Consider the following 17,787-nt stretch of genomic DNA (forward strand, 5'->3'; position numbering starts at 1 on the left):
GGCTGTGACGACGGATCACGCCCTCCTGCCGTCCTGGCACGATACCGCGGCACGACAGGCGATCGTGGACTACGTCGACCGAGCCGTGCAGGAGGGCGGGGCGCAGTACGTCCCGCCCTCCGAGCGGATCGCGGTGTTCGACAACGACGGCACGCTGTGGTGCGAGAAGCCGATGCCGGTCGAACTCGGCTTCATCCTGGAGCAGCTCGCCGAGATGGCCGAACGGGACTCGAGTCTTCACACACAGCAGCCGTGGCAGGCTGCCCGGGACCAGGACTACGCCTGGCTCGGGGACGTGATCACCAAGCACTACCACAGCGACGACAGCGATCTGAAGGTGCTCCTGGACGGCATCCTCCAGACGTTCGACGGCATGAGCGTCGACACCTACGCGGAGATCGCCGAGCGCTTCCTCCGGACGACCCAGCACCCGACGCTCGGGCGGCTGCTCCGGGAGTGCACCTACCTCCCGATGGTCGAACTGTTGCGCTATCTGGAGGCCTACGGGTTCACGACCTACATCGCGTCCGGGGGCGACCGCGACTTCATGCGCGCCATCACCGAAGAGGTCTACGGCATCCCGGCCGAGCGCATCATCGGCAGCTCGGCCGGGCTCCGGTACCGCGATGACGACACCGGCGGCTCGGTCGTCTACCAGGCGAAGATGGACGGCTTCGACGACGGCCCGATGAAACCGGTACGCATCTGGAGCCGGACCGGCCGGCGACCTGTCGTTGCCGGCGGCAACTCCAACGGCGACGTCCCGATGCTCAACTACACCGGGCGTCCCTCGCGTCCCGGACTCCGGTTGCTGATCCTGCACGACGACGAGGAACGCGAGTTCAGCTACACCGCCGGAGCCGAGGCGTCACTCGAGCAGGCCCGCACCGACGGCTGGACGGTGGTCAGCATCAAGAACGACTGGGCAACCGTCTTCGCCGACAGAGACCAGGTCCGCGACGGCTAGAAGCTCCCGATCCCCTTGCCGATCATGACCACACCGATGACGAGGAGAAGGACCGCCATGACCACCTTGTTCTCCCGGACCAGCCATTCGCGCAGAGACTCCAGCGGCTGCGCCATTCGGTCGGCGGCCGCAAGGTAGGCGATGACAGGCACCGCGACAGTACTCGCGGCGATCGCCGTGTAGACGGCGACGACGACGACGGTCTGCGTGGTGCTGAGGCCGCCGGCACCGATCGCGATGCCCGCCCCGGCGGCCATGATGAGGTTCTTCGGGTTCAGCGCGGACAGGAGAAAGCCGAGGCCGATGCCCTTGGCCGGGGTCAGCGTGTCGATCGCCGACATCCATTTCGGTAACTCGGGCGCTGCCTGGCCATGTGGACGGCCCCGCCATTGTTTGGCGGCCAAGAAGAGCAGAAGCACGCCGAGGACGAGTCTGATCGTGCCCTGGATCGGACGCGATGCGTCCGAATCGTCCTCGGGCAGGGCAGCGGACAGCAGGGTGAAGACGACGCTCGCCACGACGATCCCGGCGATCCAGCCGCCCAGGAACCCGACGCCGGTGGTCTTCGCGTTCGGCGACAGCAGCATGAGGATCGCTGCGATGATGGGGATCGGGCTGATCGCGACACCCAGCGCCAGGGGAAGGATCTCTCCGAGCACACCGCCCATGCCTGTCCGTCCGCCTCGTCGATCAGCACTCGTTCACGGCCGCTGTCTGCGGTCGAGCTGGGCATCCAGGGTCATGGCCGCGTCGATCAGGGCGAGGTGGGTGAACGCCTGGGGGAAGTTGCCGATCTGCTCGCCGGTGAGGGCGATCTCCTCGGAGTACAGGCCGAGGTGGTTGGCGTAGGTGAGCATCTTCTCGAAGGTGAGCCGTGCCTCCTCGATCCGGCCGGCCCTGCCGAGCGCGTTGACATACATGAACGTGCACAGCGAGAACGTGCCCTCCGACCCGCGCAGGCCGTCGGGCGACGCCTCGGGGTTGTAGCGGTAGACGAGGCTGTCGGTGACCAGCTCGGAGTCCATCGCCCGCAAGGTCGACAGCCACTGCGGATCCTGTGGCGCGACGAACCCCACCGTGGGCATGCGCAACAGCGACGAATCGAGCACCTTGCTGCCGTACTGCTGAACGAAGGCGCGGCGTTCCGGATCGAATCCGCGGGCCATCACCTGGTCGTAGATCGCGTCCCGGGCGCCGATCCACCGGTCCAGCGGAGCCGGCCGCGACCGGGCGGTGGCGAGCCGGATCGCCCGGTCGAACGCGGTCCAGCACATCACCCGGCCATAGGTGAAGTCCTTGCGCCCGCCCCGGGTCTCCCAGATGCCCTCCTCGGGCTGGTCCCAGTTGTCGGTGAGCCAGTCGAGCAGGTCCCGGACCGCGACCCAGCCCTGGTGGCCCATGGTGAGACCCCGCTGATCGCCGAGGTACATGCTGTCCAGCGCTTCGCCGTAGATGTCCAGCTGCAACTGCCCGGCGGCACCGTTGCCGATGTGCACCGGGCGGGACCCGCGGTACCCCTCCCAGTGCTCGAGGGTCTCCTCGGTGAGGTCGGAGGAGCCGTCGACGCGGTACATGATGTTCAACGGCCTGCCTGCCGCGCCCGCCTTCTCCTGCACGCGATCCCGCATCCAGCCGCTGAAGGCCGCGGCCTCCTCGGTGAACCCCATCCGAAGCAGGGCGTAGATGGAGAAGGAGGCGTCCCGGATCCAGGTGTAGCGGTAGTCCCAGTTCCGCTCACCGCCGATCTGCTCCGGCAGCGCGGCCGTCGGCGCGGCTACCAGACCGCCGCTGGGTGCATAGGTCATCAGCTTCAGCGTGATCGCGGAGCGCTGGAGCATCTCGCGCCAGCGACCTGTGTAGGTGGACTGTGCCAACCAGGTCCGCCAGAAGGCAGCCGTGTCGTCCAGCATCTGCTGTGCCTCGGCGACGCGGATCTCCCGTGGCGGCCCGTCGGCTGCCGTCTCGAGCATCAGCCCGCGCAGTTGCCCGGCCTCGAGGGTGAACGAGACCTGCAGGTCGCCGGTGTCGTCCACCCGCGGCTCGACGAGATGCGCGTCGTCGGCCTCCCGTACGACGTGGAAGGTCAGCGTCGAGCCATCGCTCGTGCAGACACCGCCGTATTCGGTCGCGTGCCACTGATGAGCCTTGCGCCCGTAGTCGAACCGCGGCGCGATATCCAGGTCGAACGTCATCCGGCCGCGGACGCAACGCAGTAACCGCACGATCCGGTGGTTCTCGGTCGCGTGCGTACTGCTCGTCGCCGGCATGAAGTCGATCACCTCACCGACACCGGCCTCGGTCAGGAACCTGGTGATCAGGATCGCCGTGTCCGGGAAGTACAGCTGCTTGGTCTCGAAGGTGCCGTACGACGGACGGATCCGCAGGTGGCCGCCGTTCTCGTGATCCAGCAGCGCCCCGAACACACTGGGCGAGTCGAAGCGGGGTGCGCAGAACCAGTCGATCGAGCCGTCCGTGCTGACGAGGGCGGCGGTCTGGAGATCCCCGATCAAGCCGTGGTCCGCGATCAACGGATAGTCCTTCATGGCGGTGCTCCCTGGTGGCTCCTTGTGATGGCCGACGTCAGCGTGCTGGACAGCTCTCGGTCAACGCGGTGCCCAACGACGTGGCCGCGACGCCGACCTGCTTGAGCGCCGAGCTGATCGCCGGTGCCTTCTGCCTGAGGTTGTCCGCGGTCACGCCACTGGCGACGGTCTCCAAATCCGAGAAGGCCGTTTTGACGCCCTCCACGGCGGGCCGCAGCGCATCCGATGCCGAGGCTGCCGCGGCGTCCAGACTGGTCTTGACGTCGGCCACGGCGGTGTTCAGCGCGGTGAGACCGTCCTGTAACGGCTCCACCTTCGTGAGAGTGTCCAGCGAGGACTTCAAGGCCGACGAGGCAGCGCAATCCGCCGTCGGCTCCCCTGCTGCCGGCGTCGAATTGTCGCTGCAGGCCATCGGTACGACGAGCAGGACGACGGCCACCAGCGCGCCGGCGACCGCTCGACGTACGCCGAATCGCGGCATAGCTGCTCCCCCGCGACTACTCGGCGGCCTTCTTGACCTCCTCAGCGCTGTCCGCGTCAACCTCTTCCTTGGTGACCTTGGCGGCATGCGACAGCGCCTTGTCCACATCCGTGACCCACGTCGCTTCGAAGAGCGCGACGATGCCCGAACTGTCGGGCGGCAAGGCGTCTTCGACGTCAGCCTTGATCGCCTTCTTCTCCCGGTGGGATTTCAGGCCGCCGATACCGAGTCCGGCACCCGCACCGATCGCTGCCCCCGCCAGCAGGCTGGGCGGGAAGATCAGCCCGACGACGGCGCCCCCGACCGCACCCCACATCGCACCCTTCCTGGCCGTGTGGAAATCGTCGTCGACGTGGATCTTGCCGTCGGAGTCGCGGCTGACGAGGACGAGCCCCTCGACCTTGATCACATCGTCCGAAGCGGCCTGCTTGATGGCGTCCCAGTCACCACTCGCTGCCCCTGCGTCCGAGTAGGCGGCGATGTACAGACAAACCGGAGCCTTGCTGTCAGATCCCACGGGTCTCTCCTCTGGATCGGGCGACCGCGACCGCGCGCGGTCCGACGTAGTTCTCGCCTTCACCCTTGCCGCGACCCCGGGTGGAAAGCCTCACCCCGGGCGGACTATGTGCGCCGGGCCCGGGTCGGTTCACCCCGCGCGGATGATGCTCACCATCGGGCCATCGCGCAACGATCCAAGTCGGCCTGCGCCCCGAGGGGGCGCCCAGGAGTGCGCGAAAGGATTGACATGGGGTGCTTCTTCGCCTTGTTTGCCGGGCTCTTTCCGCGCCTGGGACTGCTGTTCGTCTGGGTGGCGCGTCCCAAACTGGTGGACGCCGCCTTCGACACGTGGTTCTGGCCACTGCTCGGCATCATCTTCCTTCCCTTCGCGACGCTGATGTACGTCGTCCTCTACACCGGGGGCGGCCTGACCGGCTTCGACTGGTTCTGGGTCGTCTTCGCCGGGTTCCTCGACGTCGTCCATTGGGGCGCGAGCTGGACCCAGCGCCGCCAGGCCCCCGGCTACCCGGGCGGCGTCCAGGTCTGACGCCGAGGTTCATCCGTAAAGGGTGAGGTCCCGTTCGCCCGTGGCGGCGACGATCGATCCCTAGCCCGAGCGGCGAGGAGGCGCGGCATGGCTGTTCCAGACCCCACGCTGTCCGGTCGTGCAGAAAACGGTGTGCCGGCCGCGACGGCTGAGGCGAAGCGGTCGTCGAAGGGGCGTTCGGCGGCGGTGATCGTCTGCTTGGTGCTGGCGGCGTTACTGACCACACCGGCGGCGATCGCGTACTGGGGACAGCGCACGCTCAACGACACCACGCGCTATGTCAACACCGTCGGTCCGCTGGTGGACTCGCCGGAGGTGCAGGACGCCATCGCTACCAAGGTCACCGACACGATCCAGGACCAGGTCGACATCGAGGCGCTCCTCAACGACGTGTTCGCAGGTGTGATCACGGATCGTCCGCGTCTGCAGCGATTGGTCGGTCCGCTGTCCGGCGCGATCAACAGCCTGATCGACCGCCAGGTCCGGGAGTTCCTCGCATCGGATGCGTTCGCGGACCTCTGGACGGCCGCCAACACCAGGGCCCAGCAGAGCCTCCAGCGCATCCTGAAGGGTGATCAAAGCGGAGCCGTCTCGCTGCAGGGTGAACAGATCGTCCTCGACGTCTCCCAGGTCATCGACCAGGTCAAGCAACGCCTGATCGATCGGGGCCTGACGATCCTGCAGAACGTGCCTGTCCCCGATGTCGACAAGCAGATCGTGTTGATGGAAGCGCCGGAGGTGAAGAAGCTCCGAACGATCTACGCGTTCGCGAACCCGGTGGCGCAGTGGCTGATCGTCGTGGTGGCCCTGCTCTATCTGCTGGCTCTGGTGCTCTCGCGCCGGCGACCCCGGACGACAGTGATCATCGGAGCGCTGCTGGCGGCGAACGCGTTGCTGATCGCACTGGCGCTGACCGTCGGACGGCAGTTGTTCATCGACGCACTGTCGGGTACGACGTTCGGTCCGGCGAGCGCGGTCTTCTACGACACGCTGCTGTCCTATCTCGAGCGTGGCCGGCAGGTGTTCTTCCGGCTGGGCCTGGCGATCGTGGTCATCGGCTGGTTCGCCGGACCCAACAAGTCCGGCACCGCCGTACGTGCTGCCGTCCGCGACGGTTTGGAAGGTATCGGCGCAGCCCTGTCCGACGGCCCGGTCGGCACCGCGGGCCGATGGGTTGCGGCCAACGCCCGGTGGTTGCGCGTGGCCGTCGGCCTGCTGGGCGCCGTCGTACTGCTCTGGGGCAACAACATCTCGCAGGGCAGGCTGTTCTGGTCGCTCGCACTCGTGGCCCTGTTGCTGGTCGTCGTGCAGCTCCTGGTCGGCGCCGGCCGGGCTTCGGCCGCCTCCCGTCCCGTCCCACCGGCCGAGGCCGTTGCCGGAACCGCGAACTAGCCGGCTGTGACAGCGGCGGCAGGCAGGCGCTCATGAACATCGTCTGGGCCGCTGTGGTCATGATCGTGTCGACGGCGGTCACCGTCACTGCAATGCTCCTCATGCGCAGGCGGGCGCCGGAGGGCAGCTACTTCAGTGACGGTGACCGCGCCTCGGGTGTGTTCGGCGTGCTGGCCACCGGGTTCTCCGTGCTGATCGGTTTCATCATCTTCTTGTCGTTCACGTCGTACGACCAGTCGCGAGCCGGCGCCGAGTCGGAGGCGACGATCGTTGCGCAGCAGCTGCAGACGGCCCAGTTCATGCCCGGCAAAACGCCTGCGGAGCTCACCGGTGAGCTGAGCTGCTACGCACGGTCCGTGGCCGGGGTCGAGTGGAATTCGTTGAACACGGGCACGCTGGGCAATTCCGTCAACCCGTGGGGCGTGGAGATGTTCCGGACGATCTCGACCGTCGATCCGCGAACGCCGACCGAGCAGTCGGCGTACGACCGGTGGATGGACCAGACCGCCGCTCGTGAGCAGGCGCGCATCGACAGGGTGCACGGGGCGGAGGGGATCATCCCGGCGCCCGTGTGGCTGGTCCTGTCGGTGATCTCGGTGGTGCTCTTCGTGTACCTGCTGTTCTTCGCCGACCCGCGCGAGCGCGCGTTGACGCAGGGCGTCCTGATGGGCAGCGTGACGGTGGTCATCACCCTCCTGCTGTTCCTGCTGGTGTTCTTCAACCATCCGCACGGCGACGGCGTGGGCAGGCTGCAGCCGACAGCGATGGTACGGACCATCGGCCTGATCGACTCGCAGGTCAAGCTGCTCGGGCTCGACGTGACCCTTCCGTGCGCGGATGACGGCAGCCGGCGCTGACGAGCGGCCCGGGCGCGGCCGCACCTGGCAGGAGGTGCTCGTCACCATCCTGCTGGTGCTCGCCGCCCTCGGTACCTCGTGGAGCAGCTACCAGGCGACCAGGTGGACCGGCGAGCAGGCCAAGGTGGCCGGCCGCATCAACGCGATCAGGATCGACGCTGCCCGGGCCCAAGGCCTGTCCCAGTCCCAGAGCCAGGTGGACGTCGCCACGTTCATCGCCTGGGTGGATGCGGATCGCCGAGGCGAAACCGACGTCGCCGATTTCTATGCCCACCGCTTCCGCGCGGAGTTCCGGCCCGCGTTCAATGCCTGGATGGCGACCCGGCCGTCCACCAACCCGGCTGCGCCGCCGACGCCCTTCGCCATGCCGCAGTACCAGCTCGCGTCGGCGCAGGAGGCCGAACGGCTCGACGCGGCCGCCGCCGCCTCCACGGCCGAGGTCCTCCGCGACCTCCAGACAGCCAGCAACTATGTGCTCACCGTCGTCCTGTACGCCGTGGTCCTGTTCTTCGCCGGGATGAGCACCAAGATCGCCGGCCGTCGCCTGCGCTGGATCCTCATCGGGATCGGCTGCCTCGTCTTCGTCATCGCCATCGCCTGGATCGCCACCTTCCCGGTCAGTGTCGCCGTCTGAGCAGGCGGCCAGGCTCGTCCCCTGAGGATGATGCCGCGTCCGGGGTGATTCGACAGCCTGGTGTCACCCTCCGCGACGGCGGAACGGTCCGATCACGGCGTGGCACAAGGGAGTGAATGACAGTGGCACAAGGTGCAGCAGCATCGCATTACGAAAGCGCGGACGAGGAACACGAGGCCAGCGGCTGGGCGATCGGGTTCATCCTGTTCGCCGGCGTCATGATGGTCCTGGCCGGAGGTTTCCAGACGTTTACCGGTCTGGTGGCGCTCTTCGAGAACGAGTTCTATGTCAGCACCCGCAACTACCTGTTCCAGTTCGACGCCACCGCGTGGGGCTGGATCCACCTGATCTTCGGCATCCTCGTGATGGTGGCAGGTTTCGCGGTCATGGCGGGCCAGACGTGGGCGCGGGTGGTGGCCATCATCCTCGCGGCGTTGAGCGCTCTGGCCAACTTCACCTTCATCCCGTACTACCCGTTCTGGGCGCTGACCATCATCGCCATCGACATCTTCGTCATCTGGGCGCTGGCCGTGCACGGACGCGATGTCCGCGATTTCACCCACTGACGGCCGCTTCGTCGCACGCGAGTCGTGGACTCAGCTTGCTCGCCGCCGGGCATCGTCGACATACGGAAACGGGTTTCCGGATGCTCGTGCACCGGAGGCGAGCCAGGCCGCGAAACCCTCCGGAGACCGCCGATGCAGCTCGTCGAGATACAGCTGCCGCAGTTCGACGACGGATTGGCGCTCCGCAGCTGTGCGGGCGGTCTCCAGCAACAAGAAGCTCTGGCGCCAGACCAGGCACAACTCCACGTCGGCGAGGGAACTGAGCTCTCGCTCCGGAGTGGCCGCAGGACCATCGGCGAGCGGCGTCGCGGGGTCGCGGGGTCGCGCCGGCTGCGGACGTACGACTGGAGAATCCCCCTGCACGCGCCGTCGCGACCAGACGCGCGAGGTCAGAGCCGGCGTGGTCACCGCCAGTGCCAGCACGATCACGACGCCGGCGAAGCCGAGGGCTGCAATCAGGCCCACGGCGGCCGGCATGATCAGCGCGATGGCGAGGGTGACCCGAACGACGCTGAGCGCCCCGGGCCGCCCATGCCCTTCCCACGTGGACGAGGCGATGACTGCCGTCACTGTCGCGACAACGAACACGCTGATCAGCACGCGTGCCAGACCCCAGTTGGCGATCGCACAGACGAGGCCCGCTGTGACAGTCAGGTCGACGCACCACATCCGGACGGTTCGGCCGCGGCTGCCGAAGGTGCTGGGATCGGATCCATCGGCGCCGGATGACCGCATCTTCTTGCTCACGTTCTCAGTCCTTTGCCCCGGTTCTCGATCGCGTCTTTAGCCATCGAGCTCAGAGCGTCAGCATGCGCGCGACCAGCGGGTTGTCGCCTCCTCCCGCCGGGGTGAGAACGGCTCGGAGCCTTGCGACCGCAAGCGGTCATGGGTCTGGCCCGGGCGACCGTGGCCCACGCCTCATCCCTGCGGGGTGAGCTACGTCGCTCAGTCGTGGGGGAGCATGGGCAGAGCCTTGCAGTCAATCGCCGGGAGGGGAGATGCCGGGCGGTCAACAGGCAGACAAAGGGCGCGGACATCGCTGGACCCCGATTCGCGAGGATGGACAGACGCCACTGGCGGGAGCATCGTCGATGCTCTGGAGGACCGTCGTACGGCAGCGTCTCCTGGACTTGGTGAACCAAGGAGTACGGCGGCCGCTGACGCTTGTCAGTGCGCCCGCGGGCTTCGGGAAGACGATGCTCCTGCTCTCGTGGGAGGTACTCGGCACCTGGGCCGGCCCGGTCAAGCACATCGCTGTGGACGCCGCCGACGAACAGTCCGCGGCCTCGGTGCAGTCCGTACTCGACGGCCTCCATCGCAGACGGGCCGCCCGCGCCGAAGATCCTGCGCTGGTCGTCGTGGTCGACTGCGGCGACCTCAGCCTCACGCCGGAGCTCGGGAACAGCCTCGACCGCGTCATCCGCGACGATGCCGCAAGGACACGGATCGTCCTGTTGACCCGCACGGACCCGCCATTGCCTCTCCACAGCTATCGGCTGGCCGAGATGTTGACGGAGATTCGCGCGGCCGACCTCGCCTTCACACCGGACGAGGCGGCCGCTCTGATGCGGCAGGAGAATCTTGACCTGGCACCGGTCGAGGTGGCAGAACTCCGGGCACGGACGGACGGCTGGCCGGCGGGTCTGGCGTTCGCGGCGATGAACCTGGCTGGGACGGCCGACACCGCCCAGACGATCCGAGGGTTCCGTGGCGATATCGGGAACGTGTCGGCGTTCCTGATGACCGAGGTACTCCAAGCGCAGCCCGCCGCGCAGCGGGAGTTCCTGCTCCGGACCTGCATCGTCGACAGGCTCTGGCCTGCGCTGGCCGAGGCGCTGACAGGTCGCGTCTGTGACCGCCGGTCGTTGGAGTTCATGTCGCACGGGAACGCGTTCATCCAGCTGGTTCCCGGGACCGACGACTGCTACAGCTACCAGTCGCTCTTCCGTGAGTTCCTCCGGGCCCAACTGTTGTTCGAACGGCCGGCTCTGGTCCCCGAGCTGCACCGGACCGCGGCCGGTTGGTTCGCGCAGAACGGGCACCAGCTGACAGCGGTCCGCCACGCCATCACGGCCCTGGAGTGGGGCGACGCAGCCCGGTATCTGGTGGAAGATCTCGACTTCGCGAAGCTCCTGATCGGGCCCCGGCGGGCGCTCCTGCCGGTGTTGGTCGCTGACCTTCCCGACGACCTGGACGGAGCGGGTGCCGCGGTGGTCCGGTCCGTTCGAGCGCTCGCAAAGTTCGATATCGACCTGTGCGCCGCGGAACTGAGCAAGGCCCGAACCAGCCTGGACCGAGGTGTCCCGTCTCCGGCCCACTTCTACGATCTGGCAATCACCGTGCTGACGGCGATCTGTACGAGTCTCGAGGCCGATGTCACCACGGCCTTGGACGCCGCGCTCGCCGCCGAGGCGGCCCTCCGAACGGCATCGGCCGGATCGAGTGTCCCGCCGCCGGAGGCGAAGGTACTCGTTGCCGGATGCAAAGGTAGGGTCCTGCTCGAGCGGGGGGACTTCCCCGGAGCCTCGGAGGCGTTCTCCGAGGCGATCGCGATCGCCGACGAAGCCGGTCTGCACGAGGCCTTGGCGGACGTCTTGGGGATGGCCGCACTGGTCGAGGCGGTGTGGGGACATCTGCGTCGGGCCGGCGAGCTCGCAGAGCAGGCAACCGCGATGGCGGAGGCCGGGGGTCACCTCGATGAGCCGCAGTCAGCGATCGTGGCCCAGGCCTGGGTGAGTATCGACCGGGGTGAAGTCACGGCAGCCCGGGACCTGGTGCAGCGCGCCGGGGACGCCGTACCGACGCTCGATGCACGAGTCCTGGCTGCCTTCGGGGCTCTGGTCCGCGCAAGAGTGCTCCGATCGGGCGGACATGCCGAGGTGGCCCGTGCTGAGCTCAGGGCGGCCGTCGACAGCTACGGTGCCGGGAGCAACGACTGGCTCGGCCAGTCCCTCGTCGTGAACGAGGCGAAGATTCTCGTGGGTCAGCAGCTGCCACGTGAGGCAATCGCCGTGATCGAGGATTCTCCTGGTCGTGACCGGGTCGAATCGATCCTGGTGCTGCAGCGGGCGGCTATCGAGGCCGGCCAGCAGGGTCCTGCCCTGCCGTCGGCCGTGAGGCACCGGGCCGCGTCCCTGGAGACACAGATCGACAGGTACCTGGTTCAAGCCGCGGAGTCGATCAGAACCGGTGACTCCCGCCGGAGCAGCGTTCAGGTGGATCGCGCCTTGAGGCTGGCCGCTCCCGAACACTTCCGCCGTCCGTTCTCGGACGCGCCGCCACGACTGAGAAAGTTGCTTCAGCCAACCAGTGAATTGATGCGGCGTCACCCCTGGCTCCACGCACCGGGACCAGGGCGCGCCCGCGCGACGGATCCATCGAGTCGGACCCGCTACGAACTGGTTGTCACCAACACCTTGAGCAGCAAGGAGCACGAGGTACTCCAGTACCTCGCCGAACTACTGACAACCGAAGAGATCGCCAACACCATGCACGTCTCGGTCAATACGGTCCGCAGCCACGTGCGGAGCATCCTGCGCAAGCTGAGCGCCTCCCGGCGCAATGAGGCAGTACGGCGCGCATGGGACCTGGGACTGCTGCCCCAACGCCCCGAGACCTGACAAGCCGCCGTACCAGCTTGAAAGGTCCGCCGGTTCCAGGAGGTGAGAGGTGACAGAGGCGACCTTCGCGGTCCTCGCGCTCCTCGTCCTTGTGTGGGCAGTGACCTCGGATCTCCTGGCCCGCTTGAACATCACCGGCCCGCTCGTGTTCACCGTCGCCGGCTACGCACTGGGGAATCCTGACAGTAGCCCTCTCTCGGTGGACGTCGAGGCGCCGTCCGTCCACCTGATCGCGGAGCTGACGCTTGCGCTGCTGTTGTTCTCGGACGCTGCCAGAGTCAACGTGTCACGATTGAAACGAGACGTTCGTCTGCCTGGCCGTCTGCTGGCGTTCGGTCTTCCGGTGTCCGTGGTCCTGGGCTCTCTCATGGCCGCCTGGCTCTTCGACGATTTCAGCTGGGCGCTTGCAGGCTTCGTCGGCGCCACGCTGGCTCCCACCGACGCTGCACTCAGCGTCCAGGTGATCAACGATCGCCGGATCCCCCTGCGCCTGCGTCGCGCACTCAATGTGGAAAGCGGACTCAACGACGGCATCGTCACACCTGTCGTCACCTTCACACTGGCTGTCGCTGCGGGCCAACTCGGGATAGAGAGTCACGACGGCGCCGCCGACGACAGCGGCGGAGCGTTGCTCGAACTCGCCGTCGGTCTCATCGTCGGCCTTGCGATCGGGACAGCAAGCGCCTGGCTCTTGTCCATCGGCTCTCGACGCCACTGGATGAGTACGGGTGCAAGGCGGCTCGGCACCCTTGCGGCCGCCCTCGGCAGCTTCGCCCTCGCCCTCGCGCTCAGCGGCAACGGCTTCATCGCAGCGTTCGTCGCCGGCATTGCCTTCAGAGCCGCACTGGACCAGGATGCCGTCGACGCGGATACCGCCGTCGAGCTACCGGAGCTGCTCGGTGAGGTCCTGGCCCTCGCCGCCTGGTTCCTCTTCGGAGCCACGCTGGTGCCGATCGCCCTTCACAACTTCGACCTCACGCTCCTCGCGTCCGCCGTACTGAGCCTGACTGTGGTCCGCATGGCTCCGGTCGCCCTGTCGCTGCTCGGAACGGGTCTGGATCGCAGAACCGTTGTATTCATGGGGTGGTTCGGCCCACGCGGTCTGGCATCGGTGGTGTTCGCGCTGCTGGCAGTTGAGCAGCTCGGCAACATCCCGGTGGTCGAGCGAGCCGTCGCCGCCGTTGCGCTCACGGTGTTCCTGAGTGTGGTGCTCCACGGTGTGACGGCCGGTCCATTCGGACGCCGCTACGTCCACCTGGAACAAGCTGAGGAAGACCTGAGCGCCGGCCCCCGATCACGACGTCCCGCCCAGAATTCTCCGCAACCTCCGACGCCCTTCCGAACTGACCAGCCGTGACGGAGGCGCCGGGCAGGCAACGGACACGGGGCCAGGACACCCTCCCCCATCGCGTTCACCGTTTTGGAGTACAGTCAAGGCGGTGGTCCCGACAGTGCCGTGTCGGCACGGGAAATCAGAGGGCTTGTATACATGGGTTCCGAGCCCGGCGACGAGGTAGACCCTTCGCTCGCCGACAGCGTGGAGATGGCCGCGCTCAGAGAGCAAGCAATTGGCGTACTGGCCGAGTATCACCAGATCGAGCCGGCCGAGGCGCGCACGCTGCTGTTCGTGCTGGCGGAATATCTCGGCCGCTCAGCCGACGCGGTGGCAGCTGACGTCCTCGAGAGCGCAGCCACGCGCCGTGCGGAGATCGATGATCCACCGCAGTCCCACGACCTTGCTCCGGAATGACGACTTCTTCCAGGACGCGCGCACGATTTTGCTGCCCCACAAAGGGAATCGGCTCTTGACGCCATCCGCCCCTCAGAGGATGACGCCAAGAGCCCTGCCCCTCCGACGCTAGGTCCGCCCGAACCGCCGCGCCTCATCCCTGGTGGACGATCTCGTCCCGCCCGCGCGGATCGTCCCGCCGGGATGAGGTCCCGCCGGCCGCCGCTCCCTACGCTCGACAACTAGTCCTGGCGTGAGGAGTGCTCGGTGGGCGCACATCCAGTACTCCGCTACCTGCGGTCGGAGCGGCCGAGCCTGCGGGCCGACGGGGTCGCCGGTCTGCCGGGCGCGATCAGCAGCGTGCCTGACGGGATGGCAGCCGCCGTACTGGTCGGAGTGAACCCGATCCACGGCCTGTATGCGAGTTTCGCCGCTCCGATCGCGGGCGGGCTGACGTCGAGCACCCGGCTCATGGTGATCACCACGACCAGCGCGGCGGCGCTGGCGGCCGGGTCGGCACTGGCAGATGTGGATCCCGCGGACCGGCCGGATGCACTGGTCCTGCTGACGATCATCGCGGGCGTGGTGATGATCGCGGCGGGGATCGCAAGGCTGGGGCGTTACACGCGGTTCGTGTCGCACTCGGTCATGATCGGCTTCCTGACCGGGATCTCCGCCAACATCTTCTTCGGCCAGATCCCGGACCTCACCGGCGCGAAGGCCAGTGGAGGATTCGCACTGGCGAAGGCGCTGGACGTCATCCTCCATCCGTCGCGGATCGACGTCGCATCCCTGCTGGCCGGGCTGACGGCCCTCGGAATCCTCGTGGGCCTGTCCCGGACGAGGCTGAGAGCGGTCAGCGCACTGGTCGCGCTGGTTGTCCCGACTGCGATTGTGCTGATCGCCGGCGCCGATTCGGTGGCACGGGTGGAAGACGTCGGGCAGATTCCGTCCGGCATTCCGGTGCCGCACCTCCCCAGCCTCAGCATGCTGTCGTTTTCACTGGTCACCGGAGCGCTGTCCGTCGCGGCCATCGTTCTCGTCCAGGGCAGCGGGGTCGCCGAAGCCGCACCCAACCGCGACGGAACCGTTTCCAACCCGAACCAGGATTTCATCGCCCAGGGCGTCGGCAACCTCGCGTCCGGTTTCTTCCGCGGTCAACCGGTCGGCGGTTCGGTCGGTCAGACCGCTCTGAACCAAGCAGTCGGCGGCCGCACCAGATGGGCTGCGATCTTTTCTGGACTGTGGATGCTGGTCATCCTCGCGGCCTTCTCCGGCGTGGTCGGACTTGTCGCGATGCCCACCCTGGCTGCGGTACTCGTCTTTGCGGCCGCCGGTTCGCTCAGGCCGGGCGAGTTGAAGACGATCCTGCGCACCGGCCCGACCTCACAGGTCGCGATCGTCTCGACCTTCCTCGCGACCTTGTTCCTTCCGGTCGCCACCGCCGTCGGGATCGGCGTGACGCTGTCGCTGCTGCTCCAGCTCAACCAGGGAGCGATGGATCTCAAGGTCGTCGAACTGAAGCCCGCCGGCGACGGCCGGTGGATCGAGCAGCCGGCACCCGAGCGGCTGTCGAGCCATCACACGGTCGTGCTCGACGTGTACGGCAGCCTGCTCTATGCGGGTTCCCGCACTCTCGGCGCCCACTTGCCCGACCCAGCCGGCGCCGAGGCCCCCGCCGTCGTACTCCGGCTTCGTGGCCGGACAGCCGTCGGTGCGACATTCGTGAAGGTGCTGGCCGACTACGCCGCCTCCCTGTACGCGGTAGGCGGGCGGCTATACCTCAGCGGCGTGGACCACGGCCTTGCCGAGCTGCTACGTCGTACCGACCGGGTGGACGTTTCTGGACCGGTCCAGGTCTTCGAGGCCAGCGAGCTGGTCGGGGAATCGACCGAGAAGGCCCTGCACGAAGCGGAAACCTGGGCGGTCGACCACCGCGGCGATGCCCCGGATCAGTGAGTGGCCGCTCAGGTCCCCGGAGGTCTTTCCTGCTCGGTGCCGTCGGCAAGCATCGCCAGACTCTCGGCAGACTGCTTGGTGTCGCCCGTTATTCCACTCCTCTGTGCGGACCTGACGGTCGCATCGTTCAAGTGATCTGTGTCCGTTCGTCAGGCGGTCTTACTGATCTCGGTAAGACCGCCTGACGGATCGACGCTGATGAGATGGACGACGACGCCCGTAACTGGAGAGAGGCACGGCTCGATGCAAAACCTGGCACCGGTGATCAAACTGGGACGCCGCGACCGAACGCTCCGCCTGGCGTTCGTCTCCGGGGTGGTGTCCCTGATCGCGGTGTTTGCCGCGGTGGGCTCGACAATCCCCCTGTTCAACATCTACCGCGCTGAGGAAGGGTTCACCAACGCCGACATCTCGTTGACCGTCGTCGCCTATTCCGCCGCGACTCTCAGCACACTCCTGGTGCTGGGACGACTGTCCAATCACGTGGGCCGACGGCCCGTCGCCATCGCCAGCCTGGGACTGCTCGCACTGGCCTGCCTACTGCTCTTGAACGTGCACGACATCGGCATCCTGATCGCGGGCCGGCTCTTGATGGGCTTCGGTGCCGGGCTGGCCAGCAGCAGCCTCACGGCGTACATCGTTGACACCGCACCGGCCAGGCCGACCTGGCTCGCGTCCGTTGCTTCCAGCCAGACGGTCATGCTCGGTCTCGCAGTCGGCGCCATCGCCTCCGGTGCCTTGGTCCAGTTCGGCCCGTGGCCGCGTGACCTCATCTACCTGGTCGTCATCGGCCTGCTCCTGCTGTCGGCCGCGCTCGTCGCCATCAGCCCAGAGACAGTGACTCTGAGGCCGGGTGGTTGGCGATCATTGCGTCCCAGCGTTCGCGTACCGGTCCAAGTCAGGCAGCTGCTCCCAGTCGCGGCCGGCGTCTTCCTGGCTACCTGGGCGACCGGAGCCTTCTACCAGGCCTTCGTGCCCGCACTGGTCGCGGATCAACTCCACACCAGGAGCTCGCTCGTTCTCGGACTCGTGTTCGCCGCGTACATGGGTCCCAGCGCTCTGGGCGCCCCCCTCGGCGGCCGATTCTCACCGGCGGCAGCTCAGCGCATCGGCATGACCGCCTTCCTCGCCGGATGGATCGGCCTGATCACAGCGATCACCACCGGCGCGCTGCCATTGTTCATCGTGGCAACCATCATCGCGGGAGCCGCTCAAGGCATCGCCATCAGCGCCGCAACCCGGGGCCTGCTCTTCGGCAGCACCCTGGCTGACCGGGCGCCGACCTTCGCCGTGGTCTATCTCCTCAGCTACAGCGGCGCGACCATTCCCAGCCTCATCTCCGCCCGCCTGTCCAACATCTTCACCGTCCCGGAGATCGCCCGCGGGTACGCCGGACTTGCCCTGGTCGCCACACTGCTCACGGCCTTCGCTGCGCGCAACCCACACGACTGGGAAGAGTGACCTTATCCGTAAGCACGCTTGCCGGGGCGGACACCAACTCTCGTATGGAGCCGGCACGTGGTCGGCCCGCGGTCGGGAGGAACCATGAGCGAGGTCAGTCGGGAGTATTACGGCAGTTACAGCGTGGACGACGAGGACCAGCTCCAGTCCTCCGACACGCTCGACGAGCGAGGGGTCTCCGACCTTCTCGACGAAGGCTATTCGCCGCCGGAGAAGTGGTCGGCCGGTGAAGGCTTCGGTACGACGGCCGCCGAGGCGTTGCAGGGTGAGACGTTCGAGCAGCGGCTTGCGCAGGAGGAACCGGACATCGACCCGTACGCCACGCTTTCGGAGTATGTCGACGGCCCGGACGTCGGCCGGGAGCGCGCCGGTCGTCTCGTGGCCCCGGACGAGGGATCGCACTTCGATCTCGAGGAAGAGCTCATCGCGGCCGACGTCGGAATCGACGCAGGCGCTGCGAGTGCCGAGGAAGCTGCGATCCATGTTGTGGACGACGAGCCGTTGGAGCTCGACGATGTCAGCTGAAGAGCGCA

The 17,787-nt window shown here is 67.3% G+C and carries 17 protein-coding genes; 12 read left to right on the forward strand and 5 right to left on the reverse strand.

What is annotated here, in order from left to right; all coding sequences use genetic code 11:
* Nucleotides 1-4: 4 nt before the first annotated feature.
* The gene (locus ACQPYH_RS23345; RefSeq protein WP_432875054.1) at nt 5-967 is read left to right on the forward strand and encodes an HAD family hydrolase; all 963 of its coding nucleotides are present in this window, start codon (nt 5-7) and stop codon (nt 965-967) included.
* Here the strand turns inward: ACQPYH_RS23345 and ACQPYH_RS23350 are convergent.
* From ACQPYH_RS23350 to ACQPYH_RS23365, 4 genes are read right to left on the reverse strand one after another with little or no spacing between them, the layout of a single operon-like run.
* Nucleotides 964-1,635 carry a GAP family protein gene (locus ACQPYH_RS23350; RefSeq protein WP_432875057.1) on the reverse strand — a complete coding sequence of 224 codons (672 nt, stop codon included), beginning with the start codon at nt 1,633-1,635 and terminating at the stop codon, nt 964-966. The two genes, ACQPYH_RS23345 and ACQPYH_RS23350, sit on opposite strands and share 4 nt — an antisense overlap.
* Nucleotides 1,636-1,668: 33 nt before the next feature.
* Nucleotides 1,669-3,510: a glycoside hydrolase family 15 protein gene (locus ACQPYH_RS23355; RefSeq protein ID WP_432875060.1), complete on the reverse strand. Its 1,842-nt coding sequence runs from the start codon at nt 3,508-3,510 to the stop codon at nt 1,669-1,671.
* Between the two features lie 37 nt (nt 3,511-3,547).
* The gene (locus tag ACQPYH_RS23360) at nt 3,548-3,991 is read right to left on the reverse strand and encodes a hypothetical protein (RefSeq protein ID WP_432875063.1); all 444 of its coding nucleotides are present in this window, start codon (nt 3,989-3,991) and stop codon (nt 3,548-3,550) included.
* A gap of 16 nt (nt 3,992-4,007) precedes the next feature.
* Nucleotides 4,008-4,508: a DUF1269 domain-containing protein gene (locus tag ACQPYH_RS23365; protein WP_432875065.1), complete on the reverse strand. Its 501-nt coding sequence runs from the start codon at nt 4,506-4,508 to the stop codon at nt 4,008-4,010.
* 228 nt (nt 4,509-4,736) lie between these two features.
* On the opposite strand from ACQPYH_RS23365, the gene ACQPYH_RS23370 reads away from it, so the two are divergent.
* The 5 genes from ACQPYH_RS23370 to ACQPYH_RS23390 all read left to right on the forward strand — a co-directional run bounded on the left by ACQPYH_RS23370 (nt 4,737) and on the right by ACQPYH_RS23390 (nt 8,485).
* The gene (locus ACQPYH_RS23370) at nt 4,737-5,036 is read left to right on the forward strand and encodes a hypothetical protein (protein ID WP_432875067.1); all 300 of its coding nucleotides are present in this window, start codon (nt 4,737-4,739) and stop codon (nt 5,034-5,036) included.
* A gap of 87 nt (nt 5,037-5,123) precedes the next feature.
* Nucleotides 5,124-6,428, forward strand: a complete 1,305-nt coding sequence (locus ACQPYH_RS23375; protein WP_432875069.1) for a hypothetical protein — start codon at nt 5,124-5,126, stop codon at nt 6,426-6,428.
* A gap of 32 nt (nt 6,429-6,460) precedes the next feature.
* A complete protein-coding gene (locus tag ACQPYH_RS23380; RefSeq protein WP_432875072.1) occupies nt 6,461-7,285 on the forward strand; it encodes a hypothetical protein in 825 nt (274 codons plus the stop codon).
* The gene (locus ACQPYH_RS23385) at nt 7,266-7,919 is read left to right on the forward strand and encodes a hypothetical protein (RefSeq protein WP_432875075.1); all 654 of its coding nucleotides are present in this window, start codon (nt 7,266-7,268) and stop codon (nt 7,917-7,919) included. The genes ACQPYH_RS23380 and ACQPYH_RS23385 overlap by 20 nt, the downstream gene beginning before the upstream one ends.
* Nucleotides 7,920-8,035: 116 nt before the next feature.
* A complete protein-coding gene (locus tag ACQPYH_RS23390) occupies nt 8,036-8,485 on the forward strand; it encodes a DUF7144 family membrane protein (RefSeq protein ID WP_432875078.1) in 450 nt (149 codons plus the stop codon).
* Between the two features lie 30 nt (nt 8,486-8,515).
* Here the strand turns inward: ACQPYH_RS23390 and ACQPYH_RS23395 are convergent, their stop codons facing one another.
* Nucleotides 8,516-9,232: a hypothetical protein gene (locus ACQPYH_RS23395; RefSeq protein WP_432875080.1), complete on the reverse strand. Its 717-nt coding sequence runs from the start codon at nt 9,230-9,232 to the stop codon at nt 8,516-8,518.
* A gap of 344 nt (nt 9,233-9,576) precedes the next feature.
* Between ACQPYH_RS23395 and ACQPYH_RS23400 the strand changes: the two genes are divergently transcribed.
* From ACQPYH_RS23400 to ACQPYH_RS23425, 6 genes are all read left to right on the forward strand, one after another.
* Nucleotides 9,577-12,105, forward strand: coding sequence for a LuxR C-terminal-related transcriptional regulator (locus ACQPYH_RS23400; protein WP_432875083.1), 2,529 nt, complete (start codon nt 9,577-9,579; stop codon nt 12,103-12,105).
* A 49-nt stretch (nt 12,106-12,154) separates the two neighbouring features.
* Nucleotides 12,155-13,462 carry a cation:proton antiporter gene (locus ACQPYH_RS23405; protein WP_432875085.1) on the forward strand — a complete coding sequence of 436 codons (1,308 nt, stop codon included), beginning with the start codon at nt 12,155-12,157 and terminating at the stop codon, nt 13,460-13,462.
* Between the two features lie 132 nt (nt 13,463-13,594).
* Nucleotides 13,595-13,855, forward strand: a complete 261-nt coding sequence (locus tag ACQPYH_RS23410; RefSeq protein ID WP_432875087.1) for a hypothetical protein — start codon at nt 13,595-13,597, stop codon at nt 13,853-13,855.
* A 246-nt stretch (nt 13,856-14,101) separates the two neighbouring features.
* Complete coding sequence (locus tag ACQPYH_RS23415) at nt 14,102-15,793, forward strand: SulP family inorganic anion transporter (protein ID WP_432875090.1); 1,692 nt, start codon at nt 14,102-14,104, stop codon at nt 15,791-15,793.
* Between the two features lie 261 nt (nt 15,794-16,054).
* Complete coding sequence (locus tag ACQPYH_RS23420; RefSeq protein ID WP_432875092.1) at nt 16,055-17,254, forward strand: MFS transporter; 1,200 nt, start codon at nt 16,055-16,057, stop codon at nt 17,252-17,254.
* 84 nt (nt 17,255-17,338) lie between these two features.
* Complete coding sequence (locus ACQPYH_RS23425) at nt 17,339-17,779, forward strand: DUF5709 domain-containing protein (protein ID WP_432875095.1); 441 nt, start codon at nt 17,339-17,341, stop codon at nt 17,777-17,779.
* The last annotated feature ends 8 nt before the right edge of the window (nt 17,780-17,787 follow it).

The sequence above is a fragment of the Kribbella sp. CA-245084 genome (assembly GCF_050942355.1).
Classification (GTDB): Bacteria; Actinomycetota; Actinomycetes; order Propionibacteriales; family Kribbellaceae; genus Kribbella.

Excerpts from the sequence above, each read along its gene's own strand:
- ACQPYH_RS23425 (WP_432875095.1), top strand. The coding sequence starts at position 17,339 with ATGAGCGAGGTCAGTCGGGAGTATTACGGCAGTTACAGCGTGGACGAC.
- ACQPYH_RS23350 (WP_432875057.1), bottom strand. The coding sequence starts at position 1,635 with ATGGGCGGTGTGCTCGGAGAGATCCTTCCCCTGGCGCTGGGTGTCGCG.
- ACQPYH_RS23400 (WP_432875083.1), top strand. The coding sequence starts at position 9,577 with ATGCTCTGGAGGACCGTCGTACGGCAGCGTCTCCTGGACTTGGTGAAC.
- ACQPYH_RS23375 (WP_432875069.1), top strand. The coding sequence starts at position 5,124 with ATGGCTGTTCCAGACCCCACGCTGTCCGGTCGTGCAGAAAACGGTGTG.
- ACQPYH_RS23385 (WP_432875075.1), top strand. The coding sequence starts at position 7,266 with ATGACGGCAGCCGGCGCTGACGAGCGGCCCGGGCGCGGCCGCACCTGG.
- ACQPYH_RS23410 (WP_432875087.1), top strand. The coding sequence starts at position 13,595 with ATGGGTTCCGAGCCCGGCGACGAGGTAGACCCTTCGCTCGCCGACAGC.
- ACQPYH_RS23360 (WP_432875063.1), bottom strand. The coding sequence starts at position 3,991 with ATGCCGCGATTCGGCGTACGTCGAGCGGTCGCCGGCGCGCTGGTGGCC.
- ACQPYH_RS23370 (WP_432875067.1), top strand. The coding sequence starts at position 4,737 with ATGGGGTGCTTCTTCGCCTTGTTTGCCGGGCTCTTTCCGCGCCTGGGA.
- ACQPYH_RS23390 (WP_432875078.1), top strand. The coding sequence starts at position 8,036 with ATGACAGTGGCACAAGGTGCAGCAGCATCGCATTACGAAAGCGCGGAC.
- ACQPYH_RS23380 (WP_432875072.1), top strand. The coding sequence starts at position 6,461 with ATGAACATCGTCTGGGCCGCTGTGGTCATGATCGTGTCGACGGCGGTC.
- ACQPYH_RS23355 (WP_432875060.1), bottom strand. The coding sequence starts at position 3,510 with ATGAAGGACTATCCGTTGATCGCGGACCACGGCTTGATCGGGGATCTC.